The sequence below is a fragment of the Geodermatophilus obscurus DSM 43160 genome (assembly GCF_000025345.1).
GTDB classification, from domain to species: domain Bacteria; phylum Actinomycetota; class Actinomycetes; order Mycobacteriales; family Geodermatophilaceae; genus Geodermatophilus; species Geodermatophilus obscurus.
Map to the genome: position 1 here is coordinate 2,601,542 of NC_013757.1, position 14,229 is coordinate 2,615,770.

11 protein-coding genes are annotated in these 14,229 nt (G+C 73.7%); 5 read left to right on the top strand and 6 right to left on the bottom strand.

The window, feature by feature from the left end; translation table 11 throughout:
• Positions 1 to 113 precede the first annotated feature (113 nt).
• Positions 114 to 1,361, top strand: coding sequence for a DUF4032 domain-containing protein (locus tag GOBS_RS12225; RefSeq protein WP_012948604.1), 1,248 nt, complete (start codon positions 114 to 116; stop codon positions 1,359 to 1,361).
• Positions 1,362 to 1,615: 254 nt separating this feature from the next.
• Here the strand turns inward: GOBS_RS12225 and GOBS_RS12230 are convergent, their stop codons facing one another.
• The 4 genes from GOBS_RS12230 to GOBS_RS12250 form a co-directional block, all read right to left on the bottom strand.
• Complete coding sequence (locus tag GOBS_RS12230) at positions 1,616 to 3,562, bottom strand: peroxidase family protein (protein WP_012948605.1); 1,947 nt, start codon at positions 3,560 to 3,562, stop codon at positions 1,616 to 1,618.
• A gap of 151 nt (positions 3,563 to 3,713) precedes the next feature.
• A complete protein-coding gene (locus GOBS_RS12235) occupies positions 3,714 to 4,181 on the bottom strand; it encodes a hypothetical protein (RefSeq protein WP_012948606.1) in 468 nt (155 codons plus the stop codon).
• 471 nt (positions 4,182 to 4,652) lie between these two features.
• Positions 4,653 to 4,973, bottom strand: a complete 321-nt coding sequence (locus GOBS_RS12245; RefSeq protein WP_041241460.1) for a hypothetical protein — start codon at positions 4,971 to 4,973, stop codon at positions 4,653 to 4,655.
• Positions 4,970 to 7,183, bottom strand: a complete 2,214-nt coding sequence (locus GOBS_RS12250) for a M10 family metallopeptidase domain-containing protein (protein ID WP_012948608.1) — start codon at positions 7,181 to 7,183, stop codon at positions 4,970 to 4,972. Before GOBS_RS12250 ends, GOBS_RS12245 begins: the two co-directional genes overlap by 4 nt.
• Positions 7,184 to 7,835: 652 nt before the next feature.
• Here GOBS_RS12250 and GOBS_RS12260 point away from each other — a divergent pair.
• From GOBS_RS12260 to GOBS_RS12275, 4 genes are read left to right on the top strand one after another with little or no spacing between them, the layout of a single operon-like run.
• Positions 7,836 to 8,720, top strand: a complete 885-nt coding sequence (locus GOBS_RS12260; protein ID WP_012948610.1) for a zinc metalloprotease — start codon at positions 7,836 to 7,838, stop codon at positions 8,718 to 8,720.
• A 15-nt stretch (positions 8,721 to 8,735) separates the two neighbouring features.
• Entirely contained in the window at positions 8,736 to 9,365 is a 630-nt protein-coding gene (locus GOBS_RS12265) for a hypothetical protein (RefSeq protein ID WP_012948611.1), read from the top strand.
• Between the two features lie 34 nt (positions 9,366 to 9,399).
• Positions 9,400 to 10,536: a M14 family metallopeptidase gene (locus tag GOBS_RS12270; protein ID WP_012948612.1), complete on the top strand. Its 1,137-nt coding sequence runs from the start codon at positions 9,400 to 9,402 to the stop codon at positions 10,534 to 10,536.
• Between the two features lie 43 nt (positions 10,537 to 10,579).
• On the top strand, positions 10,580 to 10,834 hold the full coding sequence (locus tag GOBS_RS12275) for a hypothetical protein (RefSeq protein WP_012948613.1): 255 nt from the start codon (positions 10,580 to 10,582) through the stop codon (positions 10,832 to 10,834).
• 20 nt (positions 10,835 to 10,854) lie between these two features.
• Here the strand turns inward: GOBS_RS12275 and GOBS_RS12280 are convergent, their stop codons facing one another.
• Both GOBS_RS12280 and GOBS_RS12285 read right to left on the bottom strand, forming a co-directional pair.
• Positions 10,855 to 11,958: a ferritin-like domain-containing protein gene (locus GOBS_RS12280; RefSeq protein WP_012948614.1), complete on the bottom strand. Its 1,104-nt coding sequence runs from the start codon at positions 11,956 to 11,958 to the stop codon at positions 10,855 to 10,857.
• Complete coding sequence (locus GOBS_RS12285; protein ID WP_012948615.1) at positions 11,958 to 13,925, bottom strand: hypothetical protein; 1,968 nt, start codon at positions 13,923 to 13,925, stop codon at positions 11,958 to 11,960. The genes GOBS_RS12280 and GOBS_RS12285 overlap by 1 nt, the downstream gene beginning before the upstream one ends.
• Positions 13,926 to 14,229: the final 304 nt, after the last annotated feature.

Genomic DNA, 14,229 nt, shown 5'->3' on the forward strand with positions numbered 1-14,229 from the left:
TCCGGTCGGTCACGCCTGGCCGTCGGCCTCGAGCGATCCACTCGCGGAGGGGGAGGTGGGCTGCCGCGCGCTAGCCTCGCGGGAGAACCGAGTCCGAGGACCGGAGGTCCGGGATGCGCTTCGTGTTCAGCCCTCCTGCCGAGGCGGCGGCCGATCTGGTGACCCTGCCCTGGGACACCCCGCTCTCGCAGTGGACCGACGACCGGATCGTCGAGATCCCGCAGCACGGTCGCTCCCGCCACGTCGTCCGGTTCGTGGCCGAGGCCGGACGGGTGTTCGCGGTCAAGGAGCTGCCCGAGCAGCCCGCCCGTCGGGAGTACGAGGTGCTGCGCCGACTGCAGGAGCTGGGCATCCCGGCGGTCGAGGTCATCGGCGTCGTCGTCGACCGTCCCGGCGACCAGGAGGCGGTGCTCGTCACCCGTTTCCTGGACTACTCGTCGTCCTTCCTCGCCCTGTTCGCCAACCCACGGGGCGTGCAGCTGATCGACCGGGTGATGAACGCCCAGGTCGAGCTGTTGGTCCGCCTCCACCTCGCAGGCATCGTGTGGGGCGACTGTTCGCTGGCCAACACCCTGTTCCGGTTCGACGCCGGGACGCTGGCCGCCTACCTCGTGGATGCCGAGACGGGGGAGGTGCACGAGCGACTCACCCAACGCCAGCGAGACCACGACACGGATGTCGCCTATGCGCGGGTCGTCGGCGAACTGACGGACCTGCGGACGAGCGGCGCCCTGGCCGAGGACCTCGACCCGGCTCTCGCGGCGGCCGACCTGGTGGCGCGTTACGAGCAGCTGTGGGCGGAGTTGACCAGCGAGAAGGTGATGCCACGCGACGAGCAGCAGTTCCGCGTCGCCGAGCGCATCCGCAGGCTCCAGGACCTGGGGTTCGACGTCGGCGAGATGGAGCTGGTCGACGACCCGACCGGCGGCAGCCGGCTGCGCCTGGCCACCCGCGTCGCAGAGCCCGGAACCTGCCGGCGGGCGCTGTTCACCCGGACCGGGCTGGACGTGCGGGAGAAGCAGGCCCGCCGCCTCCTCGCCGACATCGCGAGCTACCGGGCCGGGCTCGAACAGGTGGAGGAGGGCCCGGTCTCGGAGACCGCGGCCGCCATCCGCTGGCTGACCGAGCTGTACCTGCCGACCATCGCCGCCATCCCCGCGCACCTGCGCAGCCGGCTCGACGCCGCCGAGGTCTTCCACGAGATCCTCGAGCACCGGTGGTTCCTGTCCGAGGCGGCCGGCCGAGACGTCGGAATGCAGGCCGCGGTGCGGGACTACGTCGACCGTGTGCTGTCGACGGTGTCCGGGGACCTGGTGACGCCGACGCCACGGACCGCCGACCAGGACCTCGCGCCCCGGTGAGCGACCGCTCGCAGGGGCTGTCCCGGGTGGTGCTCCGGGCCCGGCCGCCCCGACCTCCAGCGGGGCTGCGGCCCATCCCCCTGTGGTTGCGGCGACCCGGTGGTCCGGTGGGCGCGAGTGACGGAGCGCTCGCCGCCGACCCCGCGCCGAGCACTCAGCCCGGCTCCCGGCTCCCGCAACGCCGGGGCTCGGCAGGCTGACGCCGCTCGGCGCCGGGGTCCGTCGACTCGCTGGCGTCCCACCGCTCCCGGATCTCACGCAGCCGGTCGTCCACCCCGGTCGCCACCATGGTCGTGCCCTCCCGGCCGGACGCCGGGACGCTGCCACGGCAGGAAGGCGTTGGTCACCGACCGCATCGCCGGTCGCAGCTGCGGGTGGTGCCGCAGGATCAACGAGGCCATGGTGTTGTCCGCCAGCCAGCGCATGCCGGGCACCGTGTAGACCGCCGGGGTGAAGTCCCCGGCCAGGAACCGGTCGCTGTTGAGCCGGCGCGACGCCATGAGGATGAAGATCCGGAACGCGGTGTCGCTGAACGCGAACCCCTCGGGCAGGCGCTCGGCGAACAGCCCGACCATGAGGTCGACCTTCTCGACGTCCCCGCCGTAGAGCTGCGACATGTGGCGCGCCAGGTCGGGATCGCCGGTCAGCTCCTCGAAGCCGGCGGGCGCCCGCAGCCGCAGCAGCCGCCGGAACTCGCAGTAGCGGGGGACGCCGAGCTCGCGGTGGCGCAGGATGTCGACGGCGGCGAGGTCCATGACCTTCCCGTCCGGCCGGACGAACTCCTGCAGGGTCCTCGGGAAGTTGTGCAGGGTCACCAGCCCGGGGTGCTCGGTGCCGAAGGAGTACAGGAGGTCGGCCACCGGCACGGTGTCCAGCAGAGCGAGGGACCCCGGGCCGGCCAGCTCGCGCAGGCTGTAGGGCTCCGCCCGGTACCGCCGGTCGTCCTCGTGCGAGCGCAGGTCGAACAGGTCCGGCATGAGCGGGTGCATGCGGTAGACGGCGGTGAACTCCTCGGTCAGGGAATAGGGGACGCCGTAGTCCCGCGTCGGCGACCCCGGGATGCCGCTGACCAGCTCGCTGTCGCTGAGCCGGCCGAAGACGGTGCTGAGGCGCTCCCCGGCCAGGCCCCACCAGTTCGCCCGCAGCGCGGCGGCCGTGGTGGGGTGGCTGATGACGGCCGGGGTCCACTCGACGGTGTGGATCTTGGCGGTCAGCGCGGCGACCACGAGCCGGGCGCGCTGGAAGAGCTGCTCGTCGCCCCACGCGGGGAACTCGTCGGTCAGCATGTCGCAGACGGCGTTGTGCTCGCGGGTGAAGAGCGTCTGCAGCGGCACGAGGCCGAGCCAGAACCCCGGTTCCTCGAGAACGGGGTGGTTGCTCCTGGGCGTCGGCAGCATCCCGTCGGCCTCGACGCGCAGCTTGCCGCCCTCGAACGTCCGGGCCTCGCGCTGCTGCTCGGCGGTGACACCGTAGATCTGCGAGGCGTCCCACCAGTGGGTGCAGGTGTTGACCGACGTCCGCGGTGACGAGGTGTCCGGGCGGGTCGGGTCCTCGGGGGTGCGCATGATCAGCATGGGGCGCTCGGGCCACGGGTCGTCGTCGGCCAGCTCGACCCGCCACGGGTCCTCGGTGGGGCTCTTCCCGTGGCTGAACCAGTCACGGATCATCCACTGCAGCCACGGGGCGACGAGCGCGTTGACCGACCTCGCGGGGATGAGCTCGTCCCGGGTCATCAGCTGCCGGCTGACCTCGCGGGGGCTGGGCTCGACGACCTCGGCCGGCGCCGGCCGGCCGGCCGCGACGAGAGGGACGTTGCGCCCGAACCGTGAGCCGGCCATCCCCGCGGACGGGACCGCGAGGTCGTTGTAGCTGCCGTCCACCGTCCGCGAGGTCAGGACCTGCGGGTCGAACGGTGGGACGGCCGGGGGCTGCGTGGTCGGCAGCGTGCCGGTGTCGTGCAGGTTGTGCCGGCGCAGCGCATCACGGAGGCCGGCGATCACCGCCAGCCCCAGGGGCACGGGCAGCCGGTCCCAGCCGACGACCCGGTCCAGCGCCTGGGCCGCCGCGCGGTAGACCCGCCACGGCAGGCCCGGCCGGTAGCCGCCCGCGGGCGTGGCGGCGCCGGGCTGCGCCGTCGTCCGGGGTGCTCCGTTGCCGGCGACCCTGCTCCTCGGCGGCTCGGTCGTGGACGTCCTGGTCATCGAGGCCTCCTCGAGGCGGTATGTGGACGAGCCCCCGGGGTTCACGACACGGCCCGCGCACGGGGAGGTCGGGGCGGACGTGTGGCGGTCGGTCGGCGAGGCGCGGGAGTCGTCGCCGGCCCGTCGCCGGCCACAGCTGGTGCCGACACGGCTACTGCTGACGCAGGGTGAACCACCCGACTCGGCGCTTCCACAGCCAGATGACGCCGAGGTACAGGCCGGGGGCCACGGGTCGGACCTCGTCGCGGACCATCCGCGCCACGATGGACGTCCTCGAGTAGTCGATGAGGACGCACTCCTCGTCGTCGACCCAGCTGCGGTCGTGGGACAACAGGGCACGGATCGTCCGCGTGCGCAGCGGTCCGATGAGGTTCTGCAGCGACCGGCCCGAGGGCTCTGTCTCCTTGCCCGCCCAGACCACCAGGTGGACGAGCCAGGCCAGTGGACCGCAGGCAGGGGTTCCCGGGAACAGCAGCCCCGTGCCGGGCAGGCGTCCGTGCGGGACGTCCCCCGCGGAACTGGACCGGAAGAGCAGGTCCAGTTCCCGGTTGTCCATGCGCTGCAGCGCCCGCTCGTCGAGGACGTCGCCCCGGACGGCAGGAGCGTGTCGGAACACCACAGGAGCCTCCAGCGGCAGGTGTGACGACGTGCGGGGCGGCGACCTCCCCGCGACCGCGGCCCGTCCTCGGGGTCGCCCCGGCGGTCGCGACGGGGACGACGGACACCGGAGCGTGGGAGCCCCGCGACGGGGAGCAGCTGTGCACGGCACCCCCTGGCGGGTCCGACCGACGTCAGGACCCAGGTTGCCGCTCCGGCGTCACCGGGACATCACCGGTCTCATCGGAGCCGGCATCCCGGCCCCCCTCGCCGTCGAGGGGGAGGACGTCGCCGACACCGCGGTGCGCACCGGGGACGACGTCCTGGCGTCAACCCCGACCGCGCCGGCGGCCCCGACAGCCCTCCGGATGTCCTGCGGATGGACGTCGCCGTCGTGGCTCGGACGACCGGTCGGGCAGGAGGGGTCGCCGAGCGCGATCCGGGCGTCGCGGCCCACCTCGCGGGTGACCGTGGCGCAGCACGCGCCTGCAGCTCACCGGTCGGCAGGCCGGGACGGCACCCGTCGATAGGTCACGCGGTCGTCGGCGGCGGAGAGGGTGAGCAGCTCGCCCTTCAGGTCCGCCGAGTACGTCGACCTGCGGTCGTCCGCCGTCCGGATGCGCACCGACCCGTCGTGCAGGACGTCGAACGACGCCTCGTCCCAGACCGGCCGGCGCAGCCCGTCGCCGGTTGCGCGGTAGGTGCGATCCGGGAAGAACTCGATCTCCTGCGGGAAGGGAGTCGTCGACCCGTCGTCGTCGACCTTGCTCCACCGCCCGACCAGCTCGCCGAGCGTGACGCCGGTGCCGCTCACGAGGGGAGTCTGTGCCATCCAGCGCCGTTCACCGTGGCCGTCCCCCTCTCGTCCATCTGCCGACGAGCGGCCGCGGCGAGCTTCCGCAGCGATCCGGTGTCCGGCGCGTCGTCCGTCCCGGTCACCTCCTCGTGCCGGATGGCCTCCTCCTGCAGCGACCACGTGGCCTCGACGCGGTCGAGCGCCTCGACGGCCCGGCGTCGCTCGGCGGAGGTCACGACGACGTCGCCGTCGACGAGCCGCTCGAGCGCCCGGCGGTACGGCTCATCGGTCGTCGCCCCGCTCCGCAGCGTGCGCTTCGCGTCGAGCCAGGCGTAGTGGGGGCCCAGCATCGGGTCCGACGCGGCCTGCTCGATCGCCGCGAAGCCGTTCCCGACGTCGGCGGTCGCGGCGATGGCCAGCAGCGTGTCGGGGGTCGACAGGATCCCGTACGCGGCCCGCTCCTGTTCGGCCGAGGCCGGCGCCGTCACGAGGAGGGTGGCCGAGCCGCTGAGCGCACGCGGCGTGCCGCCCTCGTCCCAGCGGACCTCCACGACGATGCGGTGCAGGCCGGGGCTGGGGAGGAGCGCGCCCTGCGGTCCGTGCGTGACGGTCGCCGCGGAGGACACCCGCTCGCCCGGCTCCAGCACGCGCAGGGGCTGGCTCTCGACGCACGGGACGAGCGGGAGGAACGTCCGTACCGTCCCCGCCGGGCCGATCACCTTCCCCCGCACGGTGCCTCCCCGCAGGCCGAGTGACGCAGGCACGAGCACCGGCGCCGCCGACTCGTTGACCAGCGCGAACTCGACGCGCGCCGGTGCGCCGAGGGGCAGCAGCTCCTCGACGGGACACACCTCGAGCCGCAACCCCGGGGGCCGCTCGACCAGGTCGTCGGCAGCGATCGGGGCCACCGAGTAGTCCTCGCCGAACTGGATGCCACCGGGTCGCACCCACACGTCCGGCATGTGACGGAGCCGCTTCTCGTCGTCCGGGTGGAACGCCCAGCGGATGTTCGACGGGAACGGGCGCCCGGCGTGCGCCCGTCGGGCGATCACGTCCGTCGTGTTCATGAAGCCGTTGTCCGACGCGTTGTGGTACAGCCCCATGGCGTGGCCGAGTTCGTGGACGGCGGTCCGGAAGTAGGTGGGCAGGTCGTCGCCGAACCGCGTCCCCCTGAGGGTCCCCCAGCTGGGCTCGTCCTGCTCGTACACCCAGTCGCAGGCGATCCCGCCACCTTCTCGAGCCGTGCCGTTCAGGTCGACGGCGGAGCTGTCGTACATGATGCCCCGCTCGGTCTCGTCGAGGCGCCGCACGCACAGCAGGTGGTAGCGCCACTCGACGTCGAGCAGGGCCTCTCGTCGGTCGCGGTACTCGAGCATGGCCGCGTGCATCTCGGCGTCGCCCCACGACCCGCCGCTGGGCTCGGCGACCGTGTCGTCGCTCTCCACGACGGTCAGGTCCCAGCCCACCGGCTCGAACACCTGCCGCCAGCCGTAACCGTCCGAGCCGTTGGTCCTCGGCGCCACACCTCCCGGGACCCGGTCGACCTCCAGGGTGGAGCGGCGCAGGAAGGGGGAGACCCACCCGAGCGAGAGCGTCCCGGTCACCGCGCCCGCCGCGTTCTCGACGTCGCCGGTCAGGTAGTCGGCGCCGGACGGGTAGCCCGGTGGCGCGGTCGTCCACGACAGCTGGACCGTCGAGACGCCCTCGTTGGTCCACGCGGTGATCGCCGCGTTGAACCGGAACAGCTCGAACGTCAGGGTGAAGCTCTCCCGTGCGCCGGGGGAGTCGGACACCCTGGTCGCGCGCACGTAGCACCGGTAGTCGGCGCGGGGGAAGACCGGGATGCCCTCGGCCGGGTCCGGCTCACCTGCGGCTGCCGCCGGGAAGCCGCTGGCCACGTGGCGGAGGTACAGGTCGCCGCTGGTGGTGAGGGTCGTGCCCACGCGCTGCACCCGGAGCGTTCCCAGGTAGTAGACCGCGCCGGGGCGGGTCGGTGAGGTCTGGAGGGGCGTGTAGCGCACGTAGTAGCAGCCACCCCGCAGCGTGCGGGTCGGCGTGACCGGTCCACCGGCGCTCGTGTCGCCTAGACCGGCGCGGTGGTCACGCGCCAGGAACGGGAGCCCGTCCGGCAGCGGTGGCGGCGGCCCCTGGGGGTCCGGCACGCGGCCGACGTCGACGGAGTAGGCGGCGGCGCCGCCGGCCAGCGAGCGGGGCGAGGAAGCGGTCACGGCATCCGCCTGGAAGGGGACGGGGCCGCGCGGTCGGTGCGCGGCACGGACGGGGGACGGTCGGCGTCGCCGGATGGTCCGACGCCGGTGTCGGGATCAGCCACGGGCGACGACGCCGGGGAGCAACCAGACGCCGACGGCGGCGAGGAGCAGCACGGGGACGGGTCCCGCCACGCGCGCGGGTACGCCGCCTCCCACCAGGCGGCGACGGAGGCGCCGACCATGAGCCCCGGATCGCGGCCGACGACCATCGCGGCCATCACCGGGCCGCACAGCAGTGCGCGCCGACGCCAGACCACGGCCCCGGCGCCCGATGCCGACGCCAGGCCGCGGACGCCACCCGGAGCGATCGCCAGCGTCAGGTCGGTCACGTCGCGTCGGGTGTGGACCATCGCCGACCTCCGTCACTGGCTGCCGGGACGCCCCCTGCCGTCGCCGGCGCCCCGACGGAGGGGAGCTTGTCCGCGCGGCATCACCGCAGCGGTCCGGGAGCGCCGTGATGCGGGGGTGATGTGGCAGTGACGGGCGGACCGCGAGCATCTCCCTCCATCGCCACGAGCCGTCCCTGGACGTCCGCCCTGGTGCCGGGTGGTCGCACGTCGCCTCCCTCCGGGACGTCCGGGCCGGGACGGAGGAGAGTCATGGAGAAGCTGTGATCGGGGACCGCGAGTTCGACAGCCAGGAGGCGTTCGTCCGGAGCGGGCGTCGCTGCGGGACGCCGGAGCTCAACGAGTTCCAGAGGGAGCGCGTCCGCGCGCACCTCCGCACCGCCCGGGCGAACGGCATGGACGCCTTTGCCGTGACGCGCCTGGAGATCCCGGTGCACTTAAACGTGGTCCACGACGGCGCGACGGGCGCCCTGACCGACCAGGAGCTGGAGGCCCAGCTCAACGTGCTCAACGACCGGTTCAAGCCCCACGACATCGTGTTCACCCGGGCGTCGGTGGACCGCACGGACGACCCGGTGTGGTTCCGGATGACGATGAACAGTCCGGCCGAGCGGAAGGCGAAGACCGCGCTGGGCAAGGACCAGCACCGGGCGCTGAACTTCTACACCGCCGGCATCGGCGACAACCTGCTCGGGTGGGCCACGTTCCCGACCGACTTCGCCGGCGACCCGGTCAGGGACGGCGTCGTGATGCTGTACTCGACCCTCCCGGGCGGCTCCTCGAGCCCGTACGACCTCGGCCTGACCGCCGTTCACGAGGTCGGCCACTGGCTCGGCCTCTACCACACCTTCCAAGGTGGCTGTACGCCGCCGGGCGACGACATCACGGACACGCCGTTCGAGGCCAGCCCCAACTACGGGCCCGCCGACCCGACGCGCGACACGTGCCCGAACGACGGCGGTCACGACCCGACCACCAACTACATGGACTACACGGACGACGCCGGGATGACGGAGTTCTCCCCGGGGCAGGTCACCCGGATCAAGGAGCACGTCACGCTCTACCGGCCCGACCTGCTCGGCGCCGGCCTCGCCGGTGCCGCGGACACCGCGCGCGCCGGGATCGACTTCGAGACCGGCACCTTCTGACGGGACCGGGACGGCATGGCCTATCGAGCCGGCGAGCTGCGGATCGACGACCCCGAGGCCGGAGAGCTGCGGGTTGCGGGCGACGGCTACGCCGCGGCCGGTGAGGTGGTGACCCTGCTCGTCAGCCCGGACGTCCACCTCCTCCTCGGGATGTCCGAGGAGGAGGTGACCGGGGCGGCGCGGATCGAGCAGCGCTACCGCGAGGCCCTCCGGCACCTCTATGCGGGAGGCGAGTGGCGCCCTCCGCAGGTCGACCCTGCCGCGCGGTCAGCGCGGCAGGAGGTCGAGCGCGAGGTCGGACGACTGCTCGGGGGCGAGCTCGCCGCCCGTCTGCGCCGACTGTCGTGGCGGGTCAGGGGTGGTGACGCGCTCCTGGACGAGGACGTGGCCGACGTCCTGCACCTCACAGCGGAGCAGCGCAGACTGCTGGCGACGGTGGCCGCGGACAACGAGCGGGAGTACACCCGCGTGCTGGCCGAGGCCGGCGCGGTGCGGGGCCGCGGGGCCGCGGGGCGCAGCAGCGACTCGTCCGGGCTCCGGGGCCGTGCGAGGGATGCGGACCACGCCGGCTCCGCACGGCTACTGGAGCTGCTCACCCCGGAACAGCGGGAGCGCTTCACGCGAATGCAGGGAGGCGCCGGATGAGCACCGGCGTCCGTCTTCTCGTACGGAGGATCCGATGGCGAGTCTGATCGCGAGGGTCACGTCCACGAGCACCCGGGCTCCGCTCGCCCGCCTGCTCACGAGCCCTCTCGGGCTGGACGTGTGGGAGGTGGGGGCGGACCACCTGGTCCTGCAGGCGGACGAGGCCCAGGCCGGCCGGCTGCAGGCCATGGGCTACGACGTCGAGCAGCTGCGGATGACCGAGCAGTACCTGTCGGCCTTCGCGACCGACGCGGCCGGGTACCACACGGTGGCGACCCTGGAGCAGGACCTGCGCCGTCTCGCCGAGGCGCACCCGGAGATCGCCGAGCTGCACGAGATCGGCCGCAGCGTCGAGGACCGGCCGCTGTGGGCGCTGCGCATCGGCGAGCGCCGAGGCAGCACCCGCAAGGTCGCCTTCCTCGGCTGCCACCACGCCCGGGAGTGGATCTCCGTGGAGGTCCCGTACCTGCTGGCCGAGCACCTGCTGCAGACCTCCTCGTCCGAGCCGGTGCAGGGCTGGCTGCAGCAGGGCGAGGTCTGGGTGGCTCCGATGGTGAACCCGGACGGGCACGAGTACACGCGCACCGAGAACCGGCTGTGGCGCAAGAACCGACGCCGGAACCGGGACGGCAGCGTCGGCGTCGACCCCAACCGGAACTACGGCTACATGTGGGGCACGTTGGACGTGAACACCTCCAGCCACGTCCCCGCCGACGAGACGTACGTGGGCCCACGCGCCTTCTCCGAGCCGGAGGTGCGCGCGGTGCGCGACCTCGTCGCCCGGCAGCTGTTCGGCGGCGTCCTCACCTACCACAGCTACTCCCAACTGCTCCTCTACCCGTGGGGCTACACGTCCGAGCCCGTCGAGGACGAGGCCGATCTGGGGGAGATGCGGGAGCTCGCCGAGGAGATGCACCAGTTGATCAAGGGCGTGCACGGGACGACGTACACCCCGCAGCAGTCCTCGCAGCTGTACCCCACGGCGGGCGACACCGCCGACTGGACCTACGGTGAGTACGACGCCCCGTCGTTGACCGTCGAGCTGCGCCCGGCGTCCGCGCTCGACGGCGGGTTCGTCCTGCCGCCGGACCAGATCCAGCCCTGCTGGGAGGAGAACCGTCCCGCCGCCCTCCACTTCATCGACCACGTCCTCGGCAGGCCGGCACGCTGACGCACGGTGGGGACGGCGGGGGAGCGAGCCGCGGGAGGCCGACGTGCCCGGGAGCGAACAGACGTGGGTCGCGCGGATCACGCCCGCGGCCGGGCACAGCGTCGCGACCCTTCTCGGCCTGCCCCTGGGCCTCGACGTCTGGGAACGCCAGGCCGACGCCCTCGTGGTCGCCGCGCCCGACAGCCGGCTCCTCGAACTGGAGCGGCGGCGGCTCGCCCACGTCGAGCGCTGGGGCACGACGGCGGAGTACGAGGCCCAGCTGCGCAGCCGGTCAGCGGACGCGCCTGACGACTCCTGACCTCCTCGCCGCCGGGCCGGTCACCGCTCTGCCGGCGTCCCGGCGGGCCCGCTGACCACCGGGGTCCGGTGCTCCGTCGTCGTCCCGAGGGCGGGGGAGTACCGGAAGCACAGGCCGGTGGGGCGGCCGTCGGCGTCCGGGGTGGCCAGGGCGTCCTGGGCCAGCAGCCGCAGCTCGAACATCAGGCCGAGGGCGGGCCGCAGGCCGTCGGGTGCACCGTCGAAGGTCAGCTGCAGAGCCTGCAGCAGCCTGGTGTAGCAGTCGGTGAACCGCTCGGCCGCGAACCGCGACCTGCTCCCCGGCCGGTGGGCCTCGAGGCGGGGGTGCGGCGGCATCGGCCACACGCCGTCCGGGTCGAACGGGACCGGGGCGCCCGTGTACGAGAAGCCCTGCGGCACCGACGGGTCCGCCACCAGCCGCCGCCCGTGCACGAGTTCCGCGAAGCGGTAGTAGTGGGCCGGCTCCCCCTCTCTGTCGAGCGGGCTGCTGCTCGTGCCCTCACCCTCCTCGGCGACCAGCTCCAGGGCGGTGACGGCGCTGGACACGTCGCGGATGGGGAACAGCTGGTCCGGCGGGAACCAGTCGCGGTCGACCACCTGGCGCGTGGGGTCGCCCACGAACGCGGAGTCGCCCAGCTCCGTCAGCTTGTCGCGCAGCGCTGCGTAGAACTCCCCGATCGTGGCGAACTGCGGGTCTGCTGCACGGTCGGCCGACCCGCCGGGGAGGTGCAGCGGCCGCTCCGGCTCCTCGATGCGCATGAAGACGTCGCGGACGAGGTCCGGCGAGTAGGGGGCCAGGTCCACCACGACGGAGTGTCCGACGTTCATCGGCAGCACCGTCGGGTAGTCGGGGACGAAGTCGGGTGCCGCGATCCGTGGCCGGCCCCCGAGGGCCAGCAGCAGGTTCGCGGCGACGGTCAGGTGCAGCATCTCCTCGACGGCCACGCCACGGACGGCCGCCGCGATCTCCGCATTGGTCCCCGGCCGGAGCGTGTAGTACGCCGTGAGGTAGGGCGGGACGGTCGAGTGCTCGAGCTCGATCGCCAGCTGGACGAAGCGGTGCAGATCCGCCCGGCCGGCGGCATCCCGCACACCGGAGACCAGCGTCCTGTCGACGGCGAGCATCAGTCGTCCCTCCCGGCTGCCCGGAGCAACTGCTCGAGGGCCTGCGGCAGGGCCACGGCCTTCCCGCCGATCTCGCCGACGTCCCCGGTGCCGCGCCCGTCGTCGGACGGCGGGGCAGCGGCGGAGTCCGACGCCGTCCGCGGTGCGGGCGCCGCCGCGCCCGGACGCGGACCGTGCACGAGGCGGCGCTCGCCGTACCCGTTGCGGTCACGCAGCCAGGCCAGCAGCATCTCCCGGCGGGCGTCGGACAGCTCCCTGGTGACGGGCATGTGGTTCGGGTCGTCGAGCGGCCGGGAGAAGGCCAGTTCGATGATCGCGGCGTGCTCGCGGACGGCGTCGTAGTCCCCGAGGTCGACCAGCCGCCGGCTCATGATCGGGTAGAGGTCGCCGTACTGGACGAGCACCGGCCGGACGTCGTCGACCCAGGTGGGGTGTGCCGGCGCCGCGTAGGCATCCCGGACGTGCAGGACGACGACGTCGAAGCGGTGCTGTTGCTCGCTGGCCTGCCCGTCGAGGGAGTAGGTGATCACGTACACCTGGCCGTCCAGGTACCCCCGGGCACGTCCCGGGTCGTGCACCGTGAGCGACAGCTCGGCGCGACCGTCGTCGTCGGTGACGATCGAGGGCGGCGCCTCGACGGCCTCCTGCGGGACGCCGATGTCGGGGATCGGCGCCGCCGGTGGGTCCGGGTCGTTGCCCGGACCGCCGCCCAGGCCCGACATCGGCGGTGCCAGCCGCGTCCGGATGGTCGCGGCGGCCAGCGGCCGGCCCCACCGGGCGGCGGAGAACCGGACCGTCGCAGGGACCGCCGCGTCGCTGGGGGCGTCGACGCGGAGGACCAGGTTGTCGGCCCGGGCGAGCAGCCCGCCAGTCGTCTCCCGGAGGAGGACCTGCGCCCCGTTCCCGACGGTGCTCACCAGCGCCAGCGGGCGGTCGGCGGCGAGCGCGGCGGCCGCTTCGTCGAGGGCCAGGTCCACGATGCCCGCCGTCCGTGACAGCCAGTCGGGCGAGCCGTGGTCGATCCGTCCCAGCACCAGCACGTCCGCGAGGGGCACGACGTCGCCCTCGCGCACACCGGCGGCGCCGTCGGGCCGGTCCGGGGTCCGCAGCACCGCGAGGGCGAGCGGCCCGATGTCAGCTGTGGTGCCGAGAGGGTCGGTGATCGGCAGGGCGTTGCCGAGGTCGAGGGTGACCAGCCCCGCCTCGGGGTCGACCACGGCGTCGGCGAAGGTGAGGTTCGCAGCGGTGACGCCGTCCTCCGCCGGTGCCAGCCGCCGGCCGAGGACGAACCGGTGGGGCTCCCCGCGGCGCGCGGGACCGAGGGCGCCCACCACCCGGCCGAGGGTGAACCGCGGGTCCCGCGGGTTGGTGGAGTAGCCGAACGTGGTCAGCCGGACGGCGAGCGTGCCGTCGTCCGAGGCGGCGAGCAGGTCGTCCAGGAACGGGGAACGTCCCGGCGGCAGGTGTGACCGCAGGCCCGTCAGGCGGGAGGTGTAGACGGCCGAGGCGGTCTGTCCGTTCGGGCCGGACGACTGGCGGCCGAAGTGGATGTCGCGGAAGGGCGCCGGCTCGAAGCTGCCCTCGAGGACCGTGCCGCCCCGGGCGTCGACGAGCCGGATCGTCAGACCCCAGATCTCCGACGCCATCTGCCACTGGGGGTCGAGGTCGACGAGCTTGCCGCTGACGGAGGACGGAGAGCCGCTGACGGAGCAGGTGGCGACCGGGTCCTCGTCCCCCGGAGCGCCGGTGCGGCGGGAGGCGACGGAGCGGACGGCGCACCCGATCAGCCGGAAGGCCCCGCTGCCCGACGGGTTCCACCAGCCGTTCCGCGTGGCACCGGACGCCGGCTGCTGGAAGCGGGGCTCGAACGTGGCGGTGTCGTAGTGGCGGACGTCGTTGTTCACCGTGGAGACGTCGGCCTGGAAGTCGCCCGAGAAGACGAGGCGGGGCAGGTGGAGGGCGCTCATCGACGTGGCCGGGGAGCGGTTGCGCCCCGGCGGGGCTCGCGGACCGCGACCCGCGACGGCAGACGGAGGACGTCGCCTCCGGGGCCTGCGAGGGTGGCCCGCCCCGGGCCCTCGGACGCCGCCTCCATGATCCCCACGACCTCCTCCATGACGCGGACGTCGACCTCCTCGCCCCTCGCGGGAGGCGACCGGCGGCGGAGGCATGGGAGCGGCCTCCGCCGCACGACCGTCCTGGCAGGGCAGCCCCAGCGATCGGGCGCCCCGTGGCCGGCGCCCTGCGCCGCACGCTAGGGGGACGCCGTCA